Annotated in this window: 18 protein-coding genes; 14 read left to right on the top strand and 4 right to left on the bottom strand. The window is 63.8% G+C overall.

Features of this window, described 5'->3' with window-relative positions; genetic code table 11:
* Nucleotides 1-284: 284 nt before the first annotated feature.
* Nucleotides 285-1,895 (top strand): APC family permease, encoded by a 1,611-nt coding sequence (locus ABEB22_RS15535; protein WP_339114548.1) that lies wholly within the window; start codon nucleotides 285-287, stop codon nucleotides 1,893-1,895.
* Between the two features lie 56 nt (nucleotides 1,896-1,951).
* On the opposite strand, the gene ABEB22_RS15530 is transcribed toward ABEB22_RS15535, so the two are convergent.
* Genes ABEB22_RS15530 through ABEB22_RS15520 form a run of 3 tightly spaced genes read right to left on the bottom strand, consistent with a single transcriptional unit; the run spans nucleotide 1,952 to nucleotide 5,057 of the window.
* On the bottom strand, nucleotides 1,952-3,190 hold the full coding sequence (locus tag ABEB22_RS15530; RefSeq protein WP_349295337.1) for an FAD-binding oxidoreductase: 1,239 nt from the start codon (nucleotides 3,188-3,190) through the stop codon (nucleotides 1,952-1,954).
* Nucleotides 3,187-4,107 carry a proline racemase family protein gene (locus ABEB22_RS15525; RefSeq protein ID WP_349295336.1) on the bottom strand — a complete coding sequence of 307 codons (921 nt, stop codon included), beginning with the start codon at nucleotides 4,105-4,107 and terminating at the stop codon, nucleotides 3,187-3,189. The genes ABEB22_RS15530 and ABEB22_RS15525 overlap by 4 nt, the downstream gene beginning before the upstream one ends.
* Nucleotides 4,098-5,057, bottom strand: coding sequence for a dihydrodipicolinate synthase family protein (locus tag ABEB22_RS15520; protein WP_349295823.1), 960 nt, complete (start codon nucleotides 5,055-5,057; stop codon nucleotides 4,098-4,100). The genes ABEB22_RS15525 and ABEB22_RS15520 overlap by 10 nt, the downstream gene beginning before the upstream one ends.
* Before the next feature lie 81 nt (nucleotides 5,058-5,138).
* Between ABEB22_RS15520 and ABEB22_RS15515 the strand changes: the two genes are divergently transcribed.
* From ABEB22_RS15515 to sbmA, 3 genes are all read left to right on the top strand, one after another.
* A complete protein-coding gene (locus ABEB22_RS15515; protein WP_349295335.1) occupies nucleotides 5,139-5,762 on the top strand; it encodes a helix-turn-helix domain-containing protein in 624 nt (207 codons plus the stop codon).
* A 7-nt stretch (nucleotides 5,763-5,769) separates the two neighbouring features.
* The gene (locus ABEB22_RS15510; protein WP_349295334.1) at nucleotides 5,770-6,798 is read left to right on the top strand and encodes an Ldh family oxidoreductase; all 1,029 of its coding nucleotides are present in this window, start codon (nucleotides 5,770-5,772) and stop codon (nucleotides 6,796-6,798) included.
* 106 nt (nucleotides 6,799-6,904) lie between these two features.
* Nucleotides 6,905-8,119 carry a peptide antibiotic transporter SbmA gene (gene sbmA, locus ABEB22_RS15505; protein ID WP_349295333.1) on the top strand — a complete coding sequence of 405 codons (1,215 nt, stop codon included), beginning with the start codon at nucleotides 6,905-6,907 and terminating at the stop codon, nucleotides 8,117-8,119.
* Here the strand turns inward: sbmA and ABEB22_RS15500 are convergent.
* Nucleotides 8,103-8,891 (bottom strand): LuxR C-terminal-related transcriptional regulator, encoded by a 789-nt coding sequence (locus ABEB22_RS15500; protein ID WP_349295332.1) that lies wholly within the window; start codon nucleotides 8,889-8,891, stop codon nucleotides 8,103-8,105. The two genes, sbmA and ABEB22_RS15500, sit on opposite strands and share 17 nt — an antisense overlap.
* A 133-nt stretch (nucleotides 8,892-9,024) precedes the next feature.
* On the opposite strand from ABEB22_RS15500, the gene ABEB22_RS15495 reads away from it, so the two are divergent.
* From ABEB22_RS15495 to fhuB, 10 genes are all read left to right on the top strand, one after another.
* On the top strand, nucleotides 9,025-10,167 hold the full coding sequence (locus ABEB22_RS15495) for an ABC transporter ATP-binding protein (RefSeq protein ID WP_349295331.1): 1,143 nt from the start codon (nucleotides 9,025-9,027) through the stop codon (nucleotides 10,165-10,167).
* Nucleotides 10,168-10,200: 33 nt separating this feature from the next.
* Nucleotides 10,201-11,352: a spermidine/putrescine ABC transporter substrate-binding protein gene (locus ABEB22_RS15490; protein ID WP_349295330.1), complete on the top strand. Its 1,152-nt coding sequence runs from the start codon at nucleotides 10,201-10,203 to the stop codon at nucleotides 11,350-11,352.
* A 16-nt stretch (nucleotides 11,353-11,368) separates the two neighbouring features.
* Nucleotides 11,369-12,226, top strand: coding sequence for an ABC transporter permease (locus tag ABEB22_RS15485; protein ID WP_349295329.1), 858 nt, complete (start codon nucleotides 11,369-11,371; stop codon nucleotides 12,224-12,226).
* Nucleotides 12,227-12,236: 10 nt separating this feature from the next.
* On the top strand, nucleotides 12,237-13,037 hold the full coding sequence (locus ABEB22_RS15480; protein ID WP_349295328.1) for an ABC transporter permease: 801 nt from the start codon (nucleotides 12,237-12,239) through the stop codon (nucleotides 13,035-13,037).
* An 18-nt stretch (nucleotides 13,038-13,055) separates the two neighbouring features.
* The gene (locus ABEB22_RS15475) at nucleotides 13,056-13,808 is read left to right on the top strand and encodes an SDR family oxidoreductase (RefSeq protein ID WP_349295327.1); all 753 of its coding nucleotides are present in this window, start codon (nucleotides 13,056-13,058) and stop codon (nucleotides 13,806-13,808) included.
* A gap of 107 nt (nucleotides 13,809-13,915) precedes the next feature.
* Nucleotides 13,916-14,977, top strand: a complete 1,062-nt coding sequence (locus tag ABEB22_RS15470; RefSeq protein WP_349295326.1) for a siderophore-interacting protein — start codon at nucleotides 13,916-13,918, stop codon at nucleotides 14,975-14,977.
* Nucleotides 14,978-14,982: 5 nt separating this feature from the next.
* Nucleotides 14,983-15,885, top strand: a complete 903-nt coding sequence (locus ABEB22_RS15465) for a helix-turn-helix domain-containing protein (RefSeq protein ID WP_406871166.1) — start codon at nucleotides 14,983-14,985, stop codon at nucleotides 15,883-15,885.
* A gap of 70 nt (nucleotides 15,886-15,955) precedes the next feature.
* The gene (locus ABEB22_RS15460; RefSeq protein WP_349295324.1) at nucleotides 15,956-18,073 is read left to right on the top strand and encodes a TonB-dependent siderophore receptor; all 2,118 of its coding nucleotides are present in this window, start codon (nucleotides 15,956-15,958) and stop codon (nucleotides 18,071-18,073) included.
* Complete coding sequence (locus ABEB22_RS15455) at nucleotides 18,067-18,933, top strand: ABC transporter substrate-binding protein (RefSeq protein ID WP_349295323.1); 867 nt, start codon at nucleotides 18,067-18,069, stop codon at nucleotides 18,931-18,933. Before ABEB22_RS15460 ends, ABEB22_RS15455 begins: the two co-directional genes overlap by 7 nt.
* The gene (gene fhuB, locus ABEB22_RS15450; RefSeq protein ID WP_349295322.1) at nucleotides 18,930-20,834 is read left to right on the top strand and encodes a Fe(3+)-hydroxamate ABC transporter permease FhuB; all 1,905 of its coding nucleotides are present in this window, start codon (nucleotides 18,930-18,932) and stop codon (nucleotides 20,832-20,834) included. Before ABEB22_RS15455 ends, fhuB begins: the two co-directional genes overlap by 4 nt.

Raw genomic sequence — 20,834 nt, 5'->3', positions numbered from 1 at the left:
GCGATAGGTTCTTCGGCGGGGCGGGGGAAACTCCGCCCCGTTCCCTTTCGCGCGGCACGAATGCGCCACGACACTGGCCCGGTCTGCCAATTCATAAGCAGGCTTTGTATCGCATAGACATTAGGCGGCTCTCGTATTTGTGGTTTATATTTCAGGCAGTTGGTAGATGCGTTCCATCACGTCACCTCGCGCCTTTACACGAGGCCGTGCAGGCCCGGGATCTTTGGGCGCGGCCGGATTACCACCAGACCAAACCGAAAAATAAAAATGGGGATTGAAAAACTATGGCATCCATAGAGTCGATGGGGGCTGCCGCAACGGGCAGTGCCGGAAAACTGAAACGCGATGTGGGGATTATCGGGCTTCTCTTCGCCTCGACCACCTCGATGATCGGCTCGGGCTGGCTCTTCGGGGCCTATCATGCGTCGAAAATCGCGGGACCGCTGGCGGTCTGGTCATGGGTGATCGGGGCCGTCATCATCATGCTGATCGCGCTCTGCTTTGCCGAGCTGTCGACGATGTTCGCCAAATCCGGCGCGCTCGTGCATATGAGCCATGCCAGCCACGGCCAGACATTGGGGCGGCTCTGGGGCTGGATGCTGTTTCTCAGCTATGCGCCGATTCCGGCGGTCGAGGCCGAGGGCATCCTGACCTATGCCAATAACTATCTGCCCTATTTCCTGAAAGGGGATGGTTCGGGCAGCCTGAACGCGATGGGCTTTGTGGCGGCCGTCGTTCTGCTATCGGTGCTGGCGGTGCTGAACCTGATGGCGGTGAAGGCACTTCTGAAAGTCTCGAACACCGTGACATGGTGGAAGATCGCGATCCCGTTGGTGACGGTGGTGGGGCTGATCGCGGCCTCGACCCATTGGGGCGTGTGGCATGCGGGCGCGGGCACCTATTCGACCCAAGGCATGTTCACCGCCATTCCGGCGGCGGGCATCGTGTTCTCCTTCCTCGGCTTCCGCACCGCCATCGATCTGGGCGGCGAGAGTGCCAATCCGGGGCGCAATATCCCGATGGCGGTGATCGGCTCGGTTATCCTCGGCGCGGTGATCTATATCCTGCTGCAGGTGGCCTTCATCATGGCGCTCTCGCCCGATGACCTGGCAGATGGCTGGGCTTCGCTGAACTTCGCAGGCTCCGCCGGGCCGTTTGCGGGTCTGGCGATGACGCTCGGGATGGGCTGGCTTGCGGTGCTGCTTTATGCCGATGCCTATGTCTCGCCGGGCGGGACGGGGCTGATCTATATCACCGGTGGCGCGCGTATCCTGCATGCGGTGGGCGATACCGGCGCGGGACCGAAATCCCTGTCGCGTGTCAATGCCGCGGGCGTGCCGCTGACCGCCGTCATCGTGATGTGGATCGCGGGGATCTTCTTCCTGCTGCCCTTCCCTGCATGGCAGATGATGGTGGGCTATATCAGCTCGGTCACCGTGCTGACCTACGGGTTGGGCCCGATTGTGCTTCTTATCCTGCGCCGGTCGCAGCCCGATCTGAAACGCAGCTTCCGGCTGGCGGGTGCGGGCGTGCTGGCGCCTGTGGCCTTCATTGCCTCGAACCTCGTGATCTACTGGACGGGGTTCTATACCGACTCGATCCTTTTCGGAATGCTAGTTGTGGGCTTTGCGATCTATGCCTTCGTGTTCCATGTCCTGCAGAAACGCAGTGCCGAAGAGTTCGGCTGGAAGCATCTGGGCTGGCTCGGCGCATGGTTTGCGGGGATCTGGCTGCTGACCGGCCTCAGCGATAGCGGCGCCGATATCGTGGGCTTCTGGACCGGCATGGCGCTGGTCGCCTTGTGGTCGCTGGTCGTGGTGTGGATGGCGCTGCGTTCCGCGCTTCCGGCGGAGGAAACCGTCGAGCTGATGGAGCACTTCCAGAGCGGCAACTAACCGGAAAATGCGTCTTGTGATCGGGGGCGCGCGGGCCAGCCTGCGCGCCCTTTTCGTTAGTCAAATCGCTGTGGCGAGAAGGGCGCCAGATCCAGCGCGGGACGCTGCCCCATGGCCAGATCGGCGACCACCTCTGCCGTGCCCGCCGATTGGGTGAGCCCCAGATGACCGTGACCGAAGGCATAGATCACGCGATCTGTGGCGCGCGCTGTGCCCAAGGCGGGCAGGCTGTCGGGCAGGGAAGGACGGTAGCCCATCCATTGCACCCCGCCGCTCGGCTGCAATCCGGGCAGGAAGGCCATCGCCTTCTGCAGCATCGCCTCTGCGCGTTTGTAATTGGGCGGCAGGTGCAACCCGCCAAGCTCGACCGCGCCGCCAATCCGGAGGCCATCACCGATTTTCGTGGCGACAAACCCGTGCATCGAGAAGGTCAGATGGGTGCGCAGATCGAAGGTCGCTGTCGGGAAGGTCGTGTTATAGCCGCGCTCGGGTTCCAGCGGCATCCGGTCCCCCAAGTCCCGCGCCAGATGATGCGACCACGCGCCCGCCGACAGCACCACTTGCGGCGCATGGCGCGGGCCCTGCGATGTCAGCAGCTCGATCCCGTTCTCCTGCGGGCGCAGGCCGAGCACCTCGGCGATCTCGATCCGGCCACCCGCGTCGCGCAGGGCCTGCGCCAGATGCAGCGTCCATTCCTTGGGGTCGCGCACGGTATACCAGTCGGGGGTGAACCCCGCACGGGTGAAGCGCGGCGAGAGCCCGGGCTGGATCTCGGCGATCTCTTCGGGCCTGTCCAGATAGGTGCAGCTGATCCCCAGCGCCTCGCGCATCTGCCAGCCGGGCCGATTGGCCGCAAAATCCCGTGCGTTTTCATAAAGCTGCAGCTGGCCCTCGCGGCGGATCCATGCCTCGCCCGCAACCCGTGGCAGGAGCCGCTCGAGCGCGTGGCGCGAGAGGGTCATCATCGCGCTTTGTGCGCGCACGCCTGCCTCGTAGCGGGCGGGGCGGCTCGCCCGCCAGAACCGCCAGAGCCACGGCACCATCTGCCGCGCATAGGCGGGCGGCAGCGAGAGCGGCCCCAGCGGATCGATCAGCCATTTCGGCGCCTTGCGCATGATATTGGGGGTGGCGACCGGCTCGATCTCGGAAAAGGCAAAGCCGCCCGCATTGCCCTGCGAGGTCTCGGCGCAGACCCCTTTGCGGTCGAGCACGGTGACCTTGAACCCGCGCCGCTGGAGTTCCAGCGCGGTGGTTATGCCGATGATGCCTGCCCCTATGACGGTGATCTCGCTCATTGGGCTCGTCCTTTCGGAATGCCGTGCCGGAACGGGTCGGCCGGGTCGAAGATCAGTCGGCTCTTGGCCATGAGGAACGCCTGTCCGGTGATTTGGGGGATCACCCCGCCTGTGGGGCCGTGGCGATAGGACAGGCGGTAGCGGCTGCCGATGACGCTTTCCTGCACGATCTCTTGGCCCTCGGCCAGATGCCCCTCGGCGGCCAGACAGGCCAGCCGCGCCGAAGACCCCGTGCCGCAGGGCGAGCGGTCATAGGCGTCATCGGGGCAGAGCACGAAATTGCGGCTATGGACATCGGGGCTCCCCGGGGGGCTCTGAAAGATCACATGATCCACCATATGCCCCTGCGCGCCCACCGCCTCGCGCAGCGCGATCCCGAGCGTGGTCAGTTGCGGAATATTCTGCGGGCAGACGGGGACGGGTGAGGGGTCGATAATGTAGAACTGATTACCGCCATAGGCGATATCGCCGGTTATGGTCGCGCCTCCCACGCTCACGCGCACATCCTTGGCAATGCGGTGGCTCTCGACATTGGTGACAGTCACGGTATGGGCGTCGTGGAGGGTGACGCTGACCACGCCTGCGGGGGTCTCGATCCGGTGGGTACCAAGGCCGATCCGGCCCAGATGCGCGAGCGTCACCGCCAGCCCGATCGTGCCATGCCCGCACATCCCCAAGACCGCATCGGCGTCGAAATAGATCACACCGGCCGCGCAGCCAGGGTCCGTGGGCTCCACCAGAAGCGCGCAGACCATCGCCACCTGACCGCGCGGCTCGGCAATCACCGCATTCAGGAAATCCGATTGTTGCGCCAGTCGTTTGGCACGCGTGCCCAGCGGCCCGTCTCCCAGATCGGGACCGCCCTCCAGAATGACCCGCGTGGGCTCGCCCACGGTATGGCTGTCGATCACATACATTCGGCAATCACCCCGCCTTGCGCAGACCATCGGGCGAACCATGTGTTGAACTGGTGGAATTGCGCCTCGCAGAACCGCGCCTGCGAGGGCGAGAGGCAATCGGTCTCGTAGATGTTGAGTGCGAATTCCTGCCGTCCCTTCAGCACCATGAGATGTTTGAAATAGAGGACCAGATCCACGCCTTCATCGAATTTCGCCAGAACCGAGAAGGCATTGGCCAGCTCGCGCGCGCACAGATCGGCCTCGGGGCAGCCACGGGCGGCGCGTTTCGAGAGGGCCACCTGCAGCAGCGCTTCTTTGGGGAAGATGGTGCCGATGCCGGTGATTGTGCCGACCGCGCCGCATTTGACGATGCCATGATAAACCTCGGTGTCGACCCCCACCATCAACAGCACATCTTCGTCGCGATGGGTGATATGCTCGGCGGCATAGGACAGATCAGCCTGCCCGCCGAATTCCTTGAACCCCACCAGATTTGGATGCCGGTCGCGCAGCTCGAAAAACAGATCGGCCTTGGTCGCGTAGCCGTAATAAGGGCTGTTATAGATGATCGCCGGAATATCGGGGGCAGCCTCGAGGATTGCCGTGAAATGGTTGCGCTGCGCCGCCACGGAGGCCCCGCGCGAGAGCACCCGCGGGATGACCATCAGCCCCGCCGCGCCGATCTCCTGCGCATGAGCCGCATGGGCCACGGCCATGCGCGTGTTGACCGCGCCGGTGCCCACCACCACCGGCACGCCCGCGCGGGTCAGCCGCGCGACGCCCTCCATCCGCTGCGCGTCGGTCAGGAGCGGCCAGTCCCCGCAGGAGCCGCAATAGACCACGCCGGACATGCCTGCCGCCATCATCTCCTGACCCAACGCCACCAGAGCGTCGAAATCGGGGCTGCGGTCGGGGGCGCAGGGGGTCAGGAGTGCGGGGATCGTGCCGTGGAAGATATCGGTTCTCATCATCGTCCCTCATCTGATGGCATGGCTTGCGCCGGAGTGAATTTGAGTCTAGACAGTCATTATTGGTAATATAAGAAAAATATGATGCAAGAAGGAAAATCATCGGACTGGGAGCAGGAGCGCCAGCAACTCCGCGACGAGCTGGGTCAGCGGGTGAAATCGCTGCGGCTTGGCTGTGGCTTCACGCTGGATATGGCGGCGCAGGCGACGGGGCTTGCACTCTCGACCATCCACAAGATCGAGAACGGGCGAGTCTCGCCAAGCTATGAAAATCTTGTGCGGATCGCGCGCGCCTACGGGGTGGGCATGGAGCGGATCTATTCCGCCGAGGATGCTCCCAGCCCGACCACCCGTCTGACGGTGACTAAGGCGGGGCAGGGGCAGAAGGTCCGCACCCGCAATTTCGAATATGAGGTGCTTTGTAACGCGCTGACCGAAAAGAAGATCGTGCCGCTGGTCACGCGGGTCGAACGCCGCGCGCCCCTGACCCCTGCCGATCTGGAGGCGCATGAGGGCGAGGAAACGCTCTATGTGCTGTCAGGGCGCGTCGAGCTTTGTGTCGAGCATTATGCGCCCGTGGTTCTGGAAACCGGCGATTGTGCCTATTTCGACAGCACGATGCGCCACGGGCTGCGCGCCTTGAGCGGGGACGATACGCGGGTTTTCTGGGCCTGCACCTATGTCGATGTCGATAAACCCGAGTGAGGATCTCATGGAACCGCTGACCACCCTCTCCGTCGAAGCGCTGGAAACCCGCGTAACGGGCATTCTGCAAACTCATGGCTTCAGCGCCCCCAATGCGCAGGCCGTGGCCCATGTGATCGTGGCGGGCGAGCGCGATGGCTGCAAATCCCACGGGCTCTACCGGCTCGAAGGGGTGTTGAAAGTGCTCAAGGCGGGTAAGGCCTCGGGGGTCTCCACTCCTGTGGTCCATGATGCGGGCGGGGCGATCCTCGAGGTCGATGCGGGTGGCGGCTATGCGCCTGCGTCCTTCGTGGCGGGCAAGGAGGCGCTGGTCGCGCGCACCCGCGAGCTGGGTCTGGCCGCGCTGGTGATCCGCGATTGCCTGCATTTCTCCGCGCTCTGGCATGATGTCGAGGCGCTGGCCGAAGAGGGGCTGGCCTCGCTCTCGATGTGCCCGAGCTATGCGTTTGTGGCCCCTTCGGGCGGCATTAAACCCCTGTTCGGCACCAACCCCTTTGCCTTTGGCTGGCCGCGCAGGGGGCCGCATCCCTATGTGGTGGATTTTGCCACAAGCGTTGCCGCCCGCGGCGAGATCGAGCTGCATCGCCGTGCAGGCAAACCCCTGCCCGAGGGCTGGGCGATCGATGCGCAAGGCAACCCGACGACCGATCCACAGGCCGCGCTCGAGGGCGCGATGCTGCCCTTTGGCGGCCATAAGGGCTCGGCCATCGCCACGATGATCGAACTGATGGCGGGGGCGATGCTGGGCGAGTTCATGTCCCGCGAGGCGCTCGATTTCATGGGAGGCGGTGATCTGCTGCCACGGCACGGGGCGCTGGTGCTGGCCTTCGATCCGGCGCGCTTTGCCGCGCGGTCCGGGCGCGATCCACTGGCCGAGGGCGAGACCTTGCTGACCGCCATCGAGGATCAGGGCGCGCGCCTTCCCTCGCAGCGCAGGTTTGCGGCGCGGGCAGAGGCGCTGGCCCGCGGGATCACGCTATCGGAGGCCGAATGGGCCATGCTGGGACGGCTGGGACAGGGCCCTTCGGCTCTGTAACGGCGCAGCAAATGCCCGTGAAAGCGCGGTTTTGCGCTGTTTCTCGGGGATATCCACGGTCTAGGTGGAAGGGCCGGGCCGCTCCGGCCCAGACCGGAGACCGCGCATGTTCAGATCCTTCTTCCCCAATCCACGGCTTTTCTTCCCCAGCGTTCTTCTCGCGCTTCTGGCGGCGGTGGCGCTGTGGTATCTCGGGGCCGATGGCTGGGGGGCGGTGATCGGCCTGCCCAACCCGCCCGCAGACACACCTCCCGTGATCGGGCTGGGCTATTTCCTGACGCCGGATTTCCTGTGGTTCTACATCTATGCGGCGCTCTGGGTGGCAGGGGTCTCGGCGGCGTGGATGATCCTTGCGCCCCATCCGTGGCAATGGTGGGCCATCCCCGGATCGGCGCTCATCATCTTCTCGGATTACTTCTCGGTGCAGGCCACGGTGGATCTGAACAACTGGCAGCGGCCGTTCTTTGACGCGATCCAGAAGGCGCTGGATGGCGGGCAGGGAGTGACAGCGGGCGATCTCTACCAGATGCTCTGGATCTGGTTCCAGATCGCGCTCGTGTGGATGGTGGTCTATATCCTGACGCGGTTTTTCACCTCGCATTACGTCTTCCGCTGGCGCACGGCGATGAATGATTACTACATGTCCTACTGGCCCCATGCCCGCCAGATCGAGGGCGCGGCCCAGCGGGTGCAGGAAGACACCGCGCGTTTCGCCTCGATCATGGAGGATCTGGGTGTGTCGATGGTGGATTCGGTCATCACCCTTTTCGCCTTTCTGCCGGTGCTGGCGGGGCTGAGCCATTTTGTGACCACCCTGCCGGTGGTAGGGACGATCGCCGAGCCTCTGTTGGTGGCCGCCATCTTCTGGTCACTGTTTGGCACCATCCTGCTGGCGGTGGCAGGCATCCGGCTTCCGGGTCTGGCATTCGCCAACCAGCGCACCGAGGCCGCCTATCGCAAGGAGCTGGTCTATGGCGAGGATGATCCCTCCCGCGCCCATCCGCTGACGGTGCGCGAGCTTTATGGCAGCCTGCGGACATCTTACTTCCGCTACTTCTTCCACTTCGCCTATTTCAACGTCTTCCGTGGCTTCTACATCCAGGCCGATAATGTCTTCGCCAATATCATGCTGATCCCGACCATCGTGGCAGGCAAGATCAGCTTTGGCGTGATGCAGCAGATCCTGACGGCCTTCGGGCAGGTGACGGGCTCGTTCCAGTATCTGGTGGGGTCATGGACCACCATCATCGAGCTATTGTCGATCCATAAACGTCTGCGCGGTTTCGAGAAGGCGTTTGAAGGCGCTAGCCCATCGAAGTGATGAAGGCCGAGAACAGCTCGCCCTGCGAGGACACGCCCAGCTTGGCATAGATATTGCGGCGGTGGATGCGCACCGTGCCGGTCGAGATGCCGAGCGCGCGACCGGTGGCCTCGGAGGAAAACCCCTTGAGGATATATTCCACGATCTCCGCCTCGCGCGGTGTCAGGTTGTTGCGCCCGAAATCCTTGAAGGCCTTGTCGATCAGCTGCGGCAGATGCTGGTCGCTTTGCGCCGGCATATGGGAGAATCGCGAGATCAGATTGCCCCAATGGCGCTGCGTCAGGGCGCGGACAAACGGATAGAGGGCCTCCAGATCGCGGAATTCGCGGGCCGAGAACGGCTTTGTCTCCCGCATGGCCGAGATCACGACGGTGACTTTTTCACCAACATCCACAATAAAGCCTATTTCTTCAGCAAGTCCGGTCTGGATGTAATAGTTGCGGAAATATTCCCCCTGATAGAACCGGTCGGGTGCGATGTCGCGTAGCCGCACCAGCCCCACCTGCGCGGGCGCCTGTGCCGCGCGGAACAACGGGTCCAGAAGATAGGGGCCTTCCTGATAGTCATCCACCATGACCTTGCGCTTGCGGGATGGAAAATTGTCAAACAGATCCAATGGTCTATGACTGTCATGATAGCCGAAAACCACAGAAAACTCGAAGGGGATGACGGCCTGCAGGCAGCGGAGCAGAACCTCGGGGAAGCGAGGCATGCCGATGCAGTCCACTGCCTCGGCCATGATGCTAACTACGGTCTCTTGGGGGGATTTCATGCTTATCTATGCTCTTTGGGATATATACTGCAAATCTCTCTTCTCGTAGCGTTTTTGATATTGGAGGCATAGTCCGCCAAGACAACAAATTTCGAGATAACCGCTTGGTGGGGTTTAGGTGCTGGATCAGATCATGAAAATTGCCGAAGTCGATACGCCCGAAACCGTCCGCTCCAGCGAGGCCGTCGCCGAGTTCGTGAATACCACCAAAGCGTTTGGCGAGGTGCGGGCCGCCAATAATCTCAACCTGCGCATCAAACGCGGCGAGTTCCTGTCTTTTCTCGGGCCCTCGGGCTGCGGCAAGACCACGGCGCTGCGGATGCTGGCGGGGTTCGAGAGCCCTACCAGCGGTGAGGTGCTGCTGGACGGGCAGGCGGTGGGCGCACGCCCCGCCCATAAGCGCCCCGTAAATATGGTGTTCCAGCATTACGCGCTGTTTCCGCATATGACAGTGGCGCAGAATGTGGGCTACGGGTTGCGTCAGCGCCGCCCGAAAATGGCCAAGGCGGAGATCGCCGCCAAGGTCGATAAGGCGCTCGCCACGGTGCGTCTGCAGGAGTTCGGGCCGCGCCGGATCTGGGAGATGTCGGGCGGTCAGCAGCAGCGCGTGGCCTTGGCGCGGGCCATTGTGAATGAACCCAAGATCCTGCTTCTGGACGAGCCGATGGCGGCGCTGGATGCCAAGCTGCGCGGCGAGATGCAGAGTGAACTTCTCTCGCTCCAGCGCCAGCTGGGCATCACCTTCGTGCTGGTGACCCATGATCAGGAAGAGGCGATGGCGATGTCGGACCGGATCTGCCTGATGGGGCAGGGGCGCATTGCCCAGATCGGCACGCCGGAGGATCTCTATGACCGGCCCGCAAACCGTTATGTCGCGGATTTTATTGGTAAGGCTAATATCCTTCCGGCCACGATTACCGATCGGGCCGATGGCATGGCGCGGGCTGTGCTGGCCAATGGGGCGCAGGTGGTTTTGCGTGACCGAGCAGGCGATACGCAGGCGACGCCCGAGGTGGCGATCCGCCCCGAGGCGCTGATGCTGATGGGGCCCGAGGACCAACCCGGCCCCGGTGATGCGGTGCTTACGGGCCGCGTGACCCATCGCACCTTTCTGGGCGATATGACCGAATATCTGCTGCAGACCGAGGCGCTTGGCGTGCTGCAGGTGAATGTTCCGCGACAGGCCGCAAGAGCCATGCACGGGGCGGGGACGGGCGAGACAGCCCGTCTTCTCTGGGCCAAGGGGGCGGGGCTTGTCCTCGGCCCGATGGCGTAAATTCCTCAACGATTACAACAGGGAAATAGAGATATGACGCAAGATGACCAACCGGTTTCGCGCAAGAAATTCATGGAAGAGTTCCGCCGCTTTGAAAAGGGGTCAGTCTCACGCCGCCATTTTCTGGGGGTGACGGGGCTTGGCACGGCGATGGCGGTGATGGGCGGCGCCATGCCCTCGCTCCTGCCGCGGGCCGCGCGTGCACAGGATCTGGGCGACCGCGTGGCGCTGGCCACCTGGCCGAACTATCACGACCCCGATAACTTCGACATTTTCGCGGAAAAGACCGGCGTTTACACGCAGGTCAATGTCTTCGGCTCGAATGAGGAAATGCTGGCCAAGCTGCAGGCCGGTGGCTCGGGTTGGGATGTGTTCGTGCCCACGAACTACGCGATCTCGACCTATGTCGCCGCCGATCTGATCGAGCCGCTCGACCTGACGAAACTCCCCAATTACGACGCAGCCGCTTTCGAGAAGCGCTTCTCGGATGCGGGGATGGTCGATGGCAAGCTTTATGCCGTGCCGAAGAACTGGGGCACCACGGGGATTGCCTTCAACTCCGAACATACCGGCAAGGTCGATAGCTGGAAGACCTTCTTCGATGGGGCCCGCGACAAATGGTCGGGCCGCGCGATGGTGCATGACTATCAGCTGACCACCATCGGCAATGCGCTGGTCTATTTCGGCCATAGCTTCAATTCGGTCGATCCCGCCGAGCTGGCCGATGCCGAGAAGCTGCTCATTGATGTGAAGCCGCATCTCTATGCGATCTCGTCCGATTACCAGCCCGCGATGCGCAATGGTGATGCGTGGCTGACCATGTGCTGGACGGGTGACGGCAAGCAGATGAACACCGACATGCCCGAGATCGGCTTCGAGCTTGGCAAAGAGGGCGGTGAGATCTGGTCCGATTTCTATGCCATCCCGAAGGATGCGCCCCATCGCGAGGCCGCCTATGCGCTGATCAACTTCCTGCTCGACCCCGAGGTCGACACGCGCGAGGCGCTGGCGCATGGCTATCCGGTGGCCGACGAGCGGGTGAATGCGATGCTCCCCGAGGAACTGTTGAACGACCCGATCCTCTATCCGGCGGCAGAGAAGCTCTCGGCGCTGGAATTCGGTGCGGCAGCCACGCTGACCGACCCAAACCGTGCGGAGCTGATGGCCCGCTTCAAATCGGCTTGATCGGGTGACGACGGTGATGGCAAGTACATCTTCCAAACGCGCCAAGGCGCTTCTGCTGACGCCTGCGGGGCTCTGGTATGGCGCGATGCTGGTGCTGCCCCTCATCGTCGTCCTGATTTTCTCCTTCGGTAGCCGGTCTGCCGTGGGAGGCTACGCGCCGGGTTTCAGTCTCGAGCAATACGCCAACCTGCCCGCGCGTTTCGCGGCCTTCCGCAACACGCTGACGCTGGCCCCCATCGGCACGATCGCCTCGCTGATCATCGCCTATCCGCTGGCCTATTTTCTGGCCGTCAAGGTCAGTGCCAAATGGAAGACGCTGCTTCTGGTGCTGGTGATCGTGCCTTTTTGGACCTCGATCCTCATCCGGTCCTATGCGTGGATCTTCCTGCTGGGCGGCAAGGGCATCCCGCAACTTCTGGAAGTCTTCGGCATCGAGGGGCTGCGGCTGATCAATACGCCCTTCGCGGTGCTGGTGGGGATCGTCTATGGCTACCTGCCGCTGATGGTCTTCCCGATCTATGTGGCGCTTGAAAAGCTCGACAAGCGCCTGCTCGAGGCCGCAGCCGATCTGGGCACCCCGCCATGGCGCGCCTTCTGCGAGATCACTCTGCCGCTTTCGATGCCCGGCGTCCTGACGGGCTCCATGCTGGTCTTCATCCTGCTGATGGGCGAGTTCCTGATCCCTGCCATTCTGGGCGGCGGCAAGGTGTTTTTTGTCGGTAATGCGCTGGTCGATCTGTTCCTTCAGTCGCGCAACTGGGCGTTCGGCTCGGCTGTGGCGGTGGCGCTGGTGGCGCTGATGCTGGTGGTCGTCGGTCTTTATACCCGCATCCTGAAGCGCTTTGGCGGCGCGTCCGATGCCGGTCTGATGTGAGGGTTTTGTGATGCGTCTCTATGCGCTTGCCGTCTATATCTTCCTCTATCTGCCGATCGGTATCATCGCGCTGTTCTCTTTTAGCGCGGGGCGCTCGGCCACTGCGATGCAGGGGTTCTCGACCAAATGGTATGCCAAGGCGGTGCATAATCCCTTCGTGATGGAGGCGCTCTGGATCTCGGTCAAAATCGCCTTCTTCTCGGCACTTCTGGCGGCGGTTGTCGGCACACTGGCCTCACTGGCGCTGGTGCAGATGAAGGGGCGGATGCGCGCCATTTTCGATCTGCTGGTGCAGGTGGCCGTAATGATCCCCGGCATCGTGATCGGGATCGCCACGCTGATTGCACTGGTCTCGGTCTTTGATCTGGTGAACCCGTGGCTCGAGGCGCTCACCGGCTGGCGGCTGTCGCTTGGTTCGGGCTCGCTGATTGCGGCGCATGGCCTCTTTACGATGTCGCTGGTGATCCTGATCGTGCGGGCGCGTCTGGAAAGCTTCGACCGTGCCCTGCTGGAGGCCGCCGCCGATCTTGGCACCCCGCCCGTGCGGACCTTCTTTCAGGTGACGCTGCCGATCATCGCTCCGGCCATTCTGGCGGGTTTCCTGCTGGCCTTCACTTTCTCCTTCGATGACTTCATCATCGCCTTCTTTGTCGCAGGCTCCGAGACGACGCTTCCTATCTATGTCTTCTCCTCGATCCGCCGCGGCGTTACCCCCGAAATCAATGCCATCGGCACGATGGTCATGCTGGCCTCATTGACCATTCTCATCGGCGCGCAACTGTTGCTGCGCCGAGGTGGTGCGAAGGGCTAATCCCCAAAGGAGTTCCAAATGTTGGACAATCGTACAGCCTTCGTCACCGGCGCAGGCTCCGGTATCGGACGCGCGAGCGCCATCGCATTGGCCGAAGCGGGCGCCTATGTGGTGGTGACCGATCTGCGCCACGATCTGGCCGATGAAACGCTCGCCCAGATCAGGATCGCAGGCGGGCAGGGCGAGGCCCATGCGCTGGATATGCGCGATGACGCGGGCATCAAGGCGCTGGTGGCCGATGTGGTGGCGCGTAAGGGTATCGATATCCTGCACAGCCATGCAGGCATCCAGATCCCCGGCAAGCTCGAACAGGTCACCCCCGATCAGATGGATGCGGCATGGGCGCTGAATGTGCGCGCGCATTTCGTGATCTCGCGCGAGGTGGTGGGGCCGATGCGCGCGCGCGGTGGCGGCTCGGTGATCATCACAGCCTCCAATTCGGGCTGCCAGTTCGACCGCGAGATGATCTCCTATGCCACGACCAAACACGCGGCTGTGGCGATGGTCAAGCAGATGGCCGCCGATTACGCGCGCGACAATATCCGCTTTAATGCGCTCTGTCCGGGGTTTGTCGATACGCCCTTCAATGCCGGTTTCGAGAAACAGATGGGCGGTCGGGCTGGTCTCGAATCCTATGTATCGGAGACGATTCCGATGGGTCGCTGGGCCTCGGTCGATGAGATCGCAGCTGGCATACTCTATCTTGCCTCGCCCAAATCGGGCTTTGTGACGGGGCTCGCGCTGGTCATTGACGGGGGCGAAATCCTTTAGAGGCCAGAAGGTTGCGGTGCATTGGTGGACAGGCGGTGGGACGGGGCTTGATCCCGACCAAAACTATCAGGTAATAAAGGGCACGTCCCTCTCACGCCCGAGGCTCCATGTCTGTCGCTCAAACCTTTGCCGCTGCGGCCTCCGTATCCTTCTCCTGTCCGTCCGATTTCATGATCCGCCTGTCGGAGTATCTGCAGAGCTACGGGTCCAGTTTCTCGGCTGCCGGAGGGTCTGTCGAGGCCCGCGATAGCGCGGGCCATTGGCGGATCGAGCGGCGCGGGGCGGGGCTGCATGTCGCGGTCTCGGCGCATGACGCGGCAGGGCGTCAGCGCCTCTGCGATACGGCGGCCTTTTTGATCGATCATATCGCGCCGGGCCTTGTGGATCGTCTGCAATGGGAGGGGCTGGGGCAGGAAGGGGCGCTTCCGGCCAATATGCACGAGGCGCAGCTGGTCTCGGTTCGCCGCCTCTCGCCGCATTTCCTGCGGTTGCGGTTGCGCTGTGCGGGGCTTGCGGCGCTGATGACAGGTGGCATGCATTTCTCGCTGCTTCTGCCGCCCGAGGGCCGTGCGCCTGTCTGGCCGAGCCTCAATGCGGCAGGGCGGACGGTCTGGCCTGCGGGCGCGGACAAGCTCCACCGGGCGGTCTTCACCTTTGTCGATTTCGACCCGCAGGATCACAGTTTCACCTTCGATCTGTTCGAGCATAAGGGCGGCCCGGCCACCCATTGGGCGCAGACCGCGCGGGCGGGGGCACAGGTGGTCATCGCGGGTCCGGGAGGCGGCGAGATGTCGGATCTGGCGGCTGATGGCAGCACCACGCTGGTGATGGCCGGAGACGAGACCGCCCTTCCTGCAATCCGCCATATCCTGCGCAATGCGCCGCACGATCAGCGCGGCTTCGTGCTTGTCGAGACCGGCGATCCGGCGGACCGGCTGATTGCCGATCTTCCCGCGGGCGTGACGCTCCACTGGCTCGACCGCGCGCAGGACGAGCATCTGGCCCATCATCTTCCCCATCTTCCGTTGCCCGATGCTCGTGCGCCCTTCCAGCTATGGATTGCAGGCGAGCAGGGAATGATCCGCGCCGCGCGCAAACTGTTTCTCGAGGAAGCTGCCCTGCCCAAGACGTGCTGCTATCTGGCGGGTTACTGGACCGCCCCGAAATGAGTTTCATGCCGAATATGACCGCGCAGACCCGCGCGCTGCGGGTCACGCAGCCGCTATCATGGCGTCGCTGGGAGGGGGTGGTGGCCGATGTCTGGCACGCGCGCAGCGATACGGGCGGCGGCGGGTATTATCGCTCCCCCGATCCGCGGCTGATCGTGTTTCTTGGCGGGCAGGCACCCGAGATGGGGCTGCGCACGCGCTCTGACGCGCCATGGCAGAAAGGCGTCGGGGCGTTCTATATTCCGGCGCATATGCCGCTCTGGTCCGAGGCGTTTTCGGCGCAGGATTACGCCCATCTCGACCTACATCTTCAGGCGGGGCCGCTACAGCAGCGGCTCGCAGAGATGGGTCCGCACATGCTCTCCAGGCAGGCCCCCCTGTTTCTGCCGCAGGCCGAGAGCCTGACCCAGATCGCGGCGCTGATGGCGGGGCAGGTCAGCTGCCCCTCGCGTCCCGATGCGATGCTGGACGGGCTTCTCTCGGCGCTTCTTTGCGAGGTGTTCGATCTGGCGCAGGCGCCCTCTGCGCCTCCGGCCAAGGGCGGGCTGCCACCTGCAACCCTGCGCCGGATCGAGGATCATGTCGCCGCCCATCTGGATGTGCCGCTCAGCATTGCCCAACTCGCCGGAGTGGCGGGGTTGTCCGAGAGCTGGTTCCCGCGCGCCTTTCGCCAGAGCACCGGCCAGACACCGGCGCGGTGGATCAGCGCCAAACGGGCCGCAGAGGCCGCCCGTCTGATGCGCGAGAGCGATCTGGGACTGGCCCAGATCGCCGCGCGATGTGGCTTTGCCGATCAGGCACATTTCAGCCGTGTGTTCCGTGAACTTCACGGCGCGCCACCCGCACGCTGGCGGCAGGCACAGCGCGGGCAAGGTTTGGGCGGAAATCTTCAAAGCGCGGCGGTCTGATACAAGGCGCGCCCCTATTTCCGACTTAAACACTCGGAAAAATCATCTCTCTCTCACGGATCCTTGACCCATGTCCCTGCGCTGCACGCTTCTGACCGGCACCAGCCTTGCCGCCTTCTCCCTTTCCTTCGGCACCATTGGGTTCGCCCAGTCGACCACCGATCTTGTCGCCCTCGACGAGATCGTGGTGACCGGATCGGGCGATACCACCGCCCCTGTTGCGGGCTATGTCGCCAATGATTCCTCGACCGCGACCAAAACCGCTACGCCCATCCTCGAGGTGCCGCAATCGGTTTCGGTCATCACCGGTGACCAGATCGAGGATCAGGGTGCCACGACATTGGGCGACACGCTGGGCTATAGCGCGGGCATTCTGGCCGAGCCTTACGGCACCGATCCGCGTTTCGATGCCCCCGTGATCCGTGGGTTCGATGGCGCCAATGCGCAATTCCTCAACGGGCTGCGTATCCTTCGGGCACAGGGCGCGCCGTCCTTCGAGATCTATTCGACCGAGCGGATCGAGATCCTGAAGGGGCCGGCTTCGGTGCTTTACGGCTCGGGCATTCCGGGCGGTGTGATCAATCAGGTGCAAAAACGCGCCTATAATGCCGATTTCGCCGAGGCCGGTGTGGGTGTGGGCAACCCGAAATCCAACGAGGTCTTCCTCGACTGGAACAAGGCGCTGTCCGATGATGTCTCGGCGCGGGTGACGGCTGTGGCCCGCGATAGCGAGGGCAATGTCGACGAGATCAAGAATACCCGCGGCTATCTGGGTCTTGCCACCCGCTGGACGCCGCAGGATGGGACAGAGATCCAGTTCCTCGGCTCCTACCAGAAAGACCGCCCCGTCAGCCCCGTGGGCGTGCCCTATGATCTGTTGGGGCAGGTCGATGACGACAGGCTCCGCAGCTTCTATTTCGGCGATACCGGTGCCGATGACAGTGACCGCACCACCGCTAATATCGGGTTCGAGGTAAAGCAGGATCTGGGCGCGGGATGGCAGCTGCAGGGCGGCTTCCGTTATCAGGATCTCGATTGGGATTACGAGGCGCCCTATACCTCCAACACCGTGGCCGATGGTGACACGATCACGCGCGGCATCTCCTATAATGGCGAACATAGCCAGACCGCCGATCTCGATCTGCGGGCAACCAACACTTTCACCTTCGGGCAGGTGACCCATTCGGTTCTGGTGGGGGCAGAGCAGCGCCGTTTCGACTCCTCCATCTCGACCGAATTCGCCTATATGGACAGTCTCAGCCTGTCGAACCCCGTCTATGATGGCGGCAATCCGACAGCGCCGTGGTATACCAGCCAGACCGATCTGGTGCTCAAGCAAAGCTCGCTCTACGGGCAGGACGAGATCACATGGGGCAACTGGCACGGCTCGCTCGCGCTGCGCCATGATTGGATCAGCCAGAGTGGCACACAGGTCACCAATTACGGCAATAGCGATCTGGAGATCGATGCGGAGGCGACCACGGGCCGCGTGGGTCTGTCCTATCTGTTCGACAATGGCATGGCCCCCTATGCCAGCTATGCGACCTCTTTCGATGTGCCCTCGACCGGCGCTGATATCGATGGCAATGCGCTCGAGCCCACCAAGGGCAAGCAGTGGGAGCTGGGCGTGAAATACCAGCCCGCAGGCTTTGACGGGCTGTTCAGCGTGGCGGCCTTCGATCTGACGCAGAGCAATGTGTCATCTTCTGTGGTAGAGAACGGCATCTCGGGCACCCGCCAGATCGGCGAGGTCCGCTCGAAGGGCATCGAGATCGAGGCGACGGCCAATCTTGCGCATAACTGGAACCTGCGTGGCAGCTATACATGGAACGAAACCGAGCAGACCAAGGGGGACAATATCGGTAATGAGCTTGGAAATGCGCCCGAACATAGCGCCAATCTGTGGCTGACCCATGAGTTCACCCAAGGCCAGCTCGAGGGGCTCAGCCTTGGCGGCGGCATCCGCTATATCGGCGCGCGCTATAATGATGCGGCCAATACCTACAAGCTCGACGACGTGACCCTGCTGGATCTGAGCGCCGGTTACGATCTCTCGGCCGATACGTCGCTGGCCCTCAATGTCAGCAATGTCACCGACAAGGCCTATGTCGCCAGCTGCAGCGCTTATTATGGCTGCTATTATGGCGACGGGCGCACGGTCCAGTTGCGCCTGACCCATAAATGGTGATCGCTCGGCGCCAGTTTGTCGCAGGCGCTCTGACCCTTATCGGGGGCGCGGCCCGTGCAGGTTCTGCACGGGCTTTGCCGCCTGAGCGGCTGGCGGCAATTGACTGGGCGATGATGGATACGGCTTTGGCCCTGGGGCAGGTGCCGGTGGCGGCCTGCGAGCTGCGCCAGTTCCGCGCGCGTGTGGCGCAGCCGGTTCTCCCGCTGGGCGTGACCGATCTGGGCCTGCGCGGCAGTCCCAATCTGGAGCTTTTACAAATCTGCCGCCCCGATCTGATCCTTTCCTCGCCTTTCTACAGTAGCATCGAGACGCAGCTCACACGGATCGCGCCCGTGGAAATCGAGGCGTTCTATTATCAGCCCGAGACCCCTTGGACCCGCTGTCTTGCCGCCCTTCCCGCGCTGGCCGAACGGCTGGGCGACCGTGCAGCGGGGGCTGCACGCGCCGATGCGCTGGCCGAACAGGTTGCGGGCGCGGGGCAGGGGCTCGCGGCGCGCCCGCTCTATCTCGTGGAGATCGGCGATGCGCGCCATCTGCGTGTCTTCGGGACGGATAGTCTCTTCGGATCGGTGGCGCAGGCCATGGGCTTGGAGACTGCATGGGACCGGCCCACACAGTTCTCCTTTGCGGCCCCTGTGCCGCTACAGGCATTGGCGGAGCGGGAGGATGCGGCAATTGTGATCTGCGCGCCCGTGCCTGCGCTGGCGCGCGGCGCGCTGGAGCGTTCGGCCCTCTGGCAGGCGTTACCTGCCGTGCGCGCGGGGCGGGTCTATCAGCTATCGGGGCTCAATGCCTATGGCGGGCCGTTGGCAGGGGCGGATTTCGCACTCAGGCTGCGCGCTGCTCTGGGGGCTCTATGAGATATCTTCTCCTTCTGACGCTTCTCGTGACCCTCTGGCTCTGGGGGCAGATCCCGCCTGCGGGTTCGGACCCGATCACCGCGCTTCTCTTCTATCAGGGCACGCTGCCGCGTGGCGTGGTGGCGCTGCTTGCGGGGGCGCTTCTGGGCCTGTCGGGCGTGCTTATGCAGACCGTTCTGCGCAACCCGATCGCCGATCCATCAAGCCTCGGCCTGTCGGCTGGCGCGCAGCTGGCGCTGATTATCGCAACGCTCTTTTTCCCCGACTGGCTGGTCTGGGGGCGCTGGCCCTTCGCACTTGTGGGGGCCTTCGCAGCCCTTGCGCTGGTCATGGGATTGGGAGCGCGGGGCGGCTATCATCCGGTAAGCATGGTCGTCGTGGGCATGCTGGTGGCGATGCTGGCCTCGGGGCTTGGCGCGGCACTGGTTCTGGGACAGGGCGAATATCTCTATTCGCTCGTCATCTGGACGGGTGGATCGCTCGTGCAGACCGATTGGCAGCCCGCACGGGTTCTGGCCGCGGTTCTGGCCCTTGGAGCCCTGGGGGCGGGGCTGTTGCGCCGCCCGCTCGCGGTCCTGTCTCTCGGCGCGGAGGCGGGTCAGGCGCTCGGCCAGAATGTCGCGCTGATCCGCCTCTCGGCGCTCGTGCTGGCCACGGTGCTTGCCGCCAGCGTTTCGGCCTTTGTCGGGCTGATCGGTTTTGTCGGGCTCGCGGGGCCTGCGCTTGCCCATGTGGGCGGCGCGCGCAGTCTGCGCGAGACGCTCGTTTGGGGCCCGTTCTGCGGCGCGCTCCTTCTCTTCGGGACCGATGTGCTGCTGGCCCGCATCACGGGAGCGGGCGATATGTTTCCGACCGGTGCGGTGGTGGGGTTGATCGGCGGGCCTCTCCTTATCTGGATGATGCGCCGGATGCGGGCGGTAGCTCCGGCGGAAGCCTATCGCGCCCTGCCACGCGCGCGCAGGCCCGTGATCGTGGTGATGGCGCTTGCCGTTGCGCTGCCCGCGCTGGTGATCGGGCTGGCGCTGTCGGGGCGCACGCCCGACGGCTGGCTCTGGCTCGATCCGGCACAGGCGGCGGCTTTCCTTCCGGGGCGGCTGACACGGCTTTGTGCGGTGGCCGCGGCGGGCGGGCTTCTGGCTCTGACCGGGGCTGTGCTGCAGCGGCTGAGTGCCAATCCGCTGGCTTCACCCGAGGTGCTGGGCGTCTCGGGCGGGGCCTCGATGGGCTACGGCCTTACGCTGTTCGGGCTGGGCGCACCCTCGGCTGCGGCGCTCTATGGCGCCTCGGCTCTGGGCGGCGCGTTGGCGCTGGGGGTCCTGCTGGCCATGATCCGGCACGGGGCGATCCAGCCGCAGCGGGTGCTGCTGGCGGGCGTATCGGTCTCGGCGCTGGCGGGGGCGGTGCTGACCCTGCTGATGGCTTCGGGCGGTCCGAAAGCCTTCGCCATTCTGGCATGGCTGTCGGGATCTGCCGCCCATGTCACGGCTCCCGCCGCGACGGGCCTTTGCGCCGCGCTCGTCGTGCTGTCCGCACTCGGCCTTCTGCTGGCACGGGGGCTGACGGTGCTGTCACTCGGGCCTGCTGTGGCGGGCGGGCTTGGTGCGCCCCTGCGCGCGCTCTGGGCGCTCTGCCTTGCGGTGGCGGCCCTTGCCACGGGGGTGGCCACGGTGCTGGTGGGACCGGTGAGCTTTGTCGGGCTGGTGGCGCCGCATCTGGCGCGCCATCTGGGGCTGGCCACCACCGCCTGCCATATTTTGGGCAGTATCCTGACCGGTGCGCTCCTGATGGTTCTGGCCGATTTCGGCGCGCGGATGCTGGCCTTTCCCTATGATCTTCCGCTGGGGCTTTTTGCCTCGCTTGTGGGCACGCCATGGCTGCTATGGCTGATGTTGAGGAAATGA

The sequence above is a fragment of the Thioclava sp. 'Guangxiensis' genome (assembly GCF_045348365.1).
Taxonomy (GTDB): Bacteria; Pseudomonadota; Alphaproteobacteria; order Rhodobacterales; family Rhodobacteraceae; genus Thioclava; species Thioclava kandeliae.
The sequence above is the reverse complement of the archived record's forward strand: the minus strand, read 5'-3'. Positions and strand labels throughout refer to the sequence as shown.

Excerpts from the sequence above, each read along its gene's own strand:
- ABEB22_RS15475 (WP_349295327.1), top strand. The coding sequence starts at position 13,056 with ATGTTGGACAATCGTACAGCCTTCGTCACCGGCGCAGGCTCCGGTATC.
- ABEB22_RS15530 (WP_349295337.1), bottom strand. The coding sequence starts at position 3,190 with ATGAGCGAGATCACCGTCATAGGGGCAGGCATCATCGGCATAACCACC.
- ABEB22_RS15490 (WP_349295330.1), top strand. The coding sequence starts at position 10,201 with ATGACGCAAGATGACCAACCGGTTTCGCGCAAGAAATTCATGGAAGAG.
- ABEB22_RS15500 (WP_349295332.1), bottom strand. The coding sequence starts at position 8,891 with ATGAAATCCCCCCAAGAGACCGTAGTTAGCATCATGGCCGAGGCAGTG.
- sbmA (WP_349295333.1), top strand. The coding sequence starts at position 6,905 with ATGTTCAGATCCTTCTTCCCCAATCCACGGCTTTTCTTCCCCAGCGTT.
- ABEB22_RS15470 (WP_349295326.1), top strand. The coding sequence starts at position 13,916 with ATGTCTGTCGCTCAAACCTTTGCCGCTGCGGCCTCCGTATCCTTCTCC.
- ABEB22_RS15485 (WP_349295329.1), top strand. The coding sequence starts at position 11,369 with ATGGCAAGTACATCTTCCAAACGCGCCAAGGCGCTTCTGCTGACGCCT.
- ABEB22_RS15510 (WP_349295334.1), top strand. The coding sequence starts at position 5,770 with ATGGAACCGCTGACCACCCTCTCCGTCGAAGCGCTGGAAACCCGCGTA.
- ABEB22_RS15535 (WP_339114548.1), top strand. The coding sequence starts at position 285 with ATGGCATCCATAGAGTCGATGGGGGCTGCCGCAACGGGCAGTGCCGGA.
- fhuB (WP_349295322.1), top strand. The coding sequence starts at position 18,930 with ATGAGATATCTTCTCCTTCTGACGCTTCTCGTGACCCTCTGGCTCTGG.
- ABEB22_RS15480 (WP_349295328.1), top strand. The coding sequence starts at position 12,237 with ATGCGTCTCTATGCGCTTGCCGTCTATATCTTCCTCTATCTGCCGATC.
- ABEB22_RS15515 (WP_349295335.1), top strand. The coding sequence starts at position 5,139 with ATGATGCAAGAAGGAAAATCATCGGACTGGGAGCAGGAGCGCCAGCAA.
- ABEB22_RS15465 (WP_406871166.1), top strand. The coding sequence starts at position 14,983 with ATGCCGAATATGACCGCGCAGACCCGCGCGCTGCGGGTCACGCAGCCG.
- ABEB22_RS15520 (WP_349295823.1), bottom strand. The coding sequence starts at position 5,057 with ATGAGAACCGATATCTTCCACGGCACGATCCCCGCACTCCTGACCCCC.
- ABEB22_RS15460 (WP_349295324.1), top strand. The coding sequence starts at position 15,956 with ATGTCCCTGCGCTGCACGCTTCTGACCGGCACCAGCCTTGCCGCCTTC.
- ABEB22_RS15525 (WP_349295336.1), bottom strand. The coding sequence starts at position 4,107 with ATGTATGTGATCGACAGCCATACCGTGGGCGAGCCCACGCGGGTCATT.
- ABEB22_RS15495 (WP_349295331.1), top strand. The coding sequence starts at position 9,025 with ATGAAAATTGCCGAAGTCGATACGCCCGAAACCGTCCGCTCCAGCGAG.
- ABEB22_RS15455 (WP_349295323.1), top strand. The coding sequence starts at position 18,067 with ATGGTGATCGCTCGGCGCCAGTTTGTCGCAGGCGCTCTGACCCTTATC.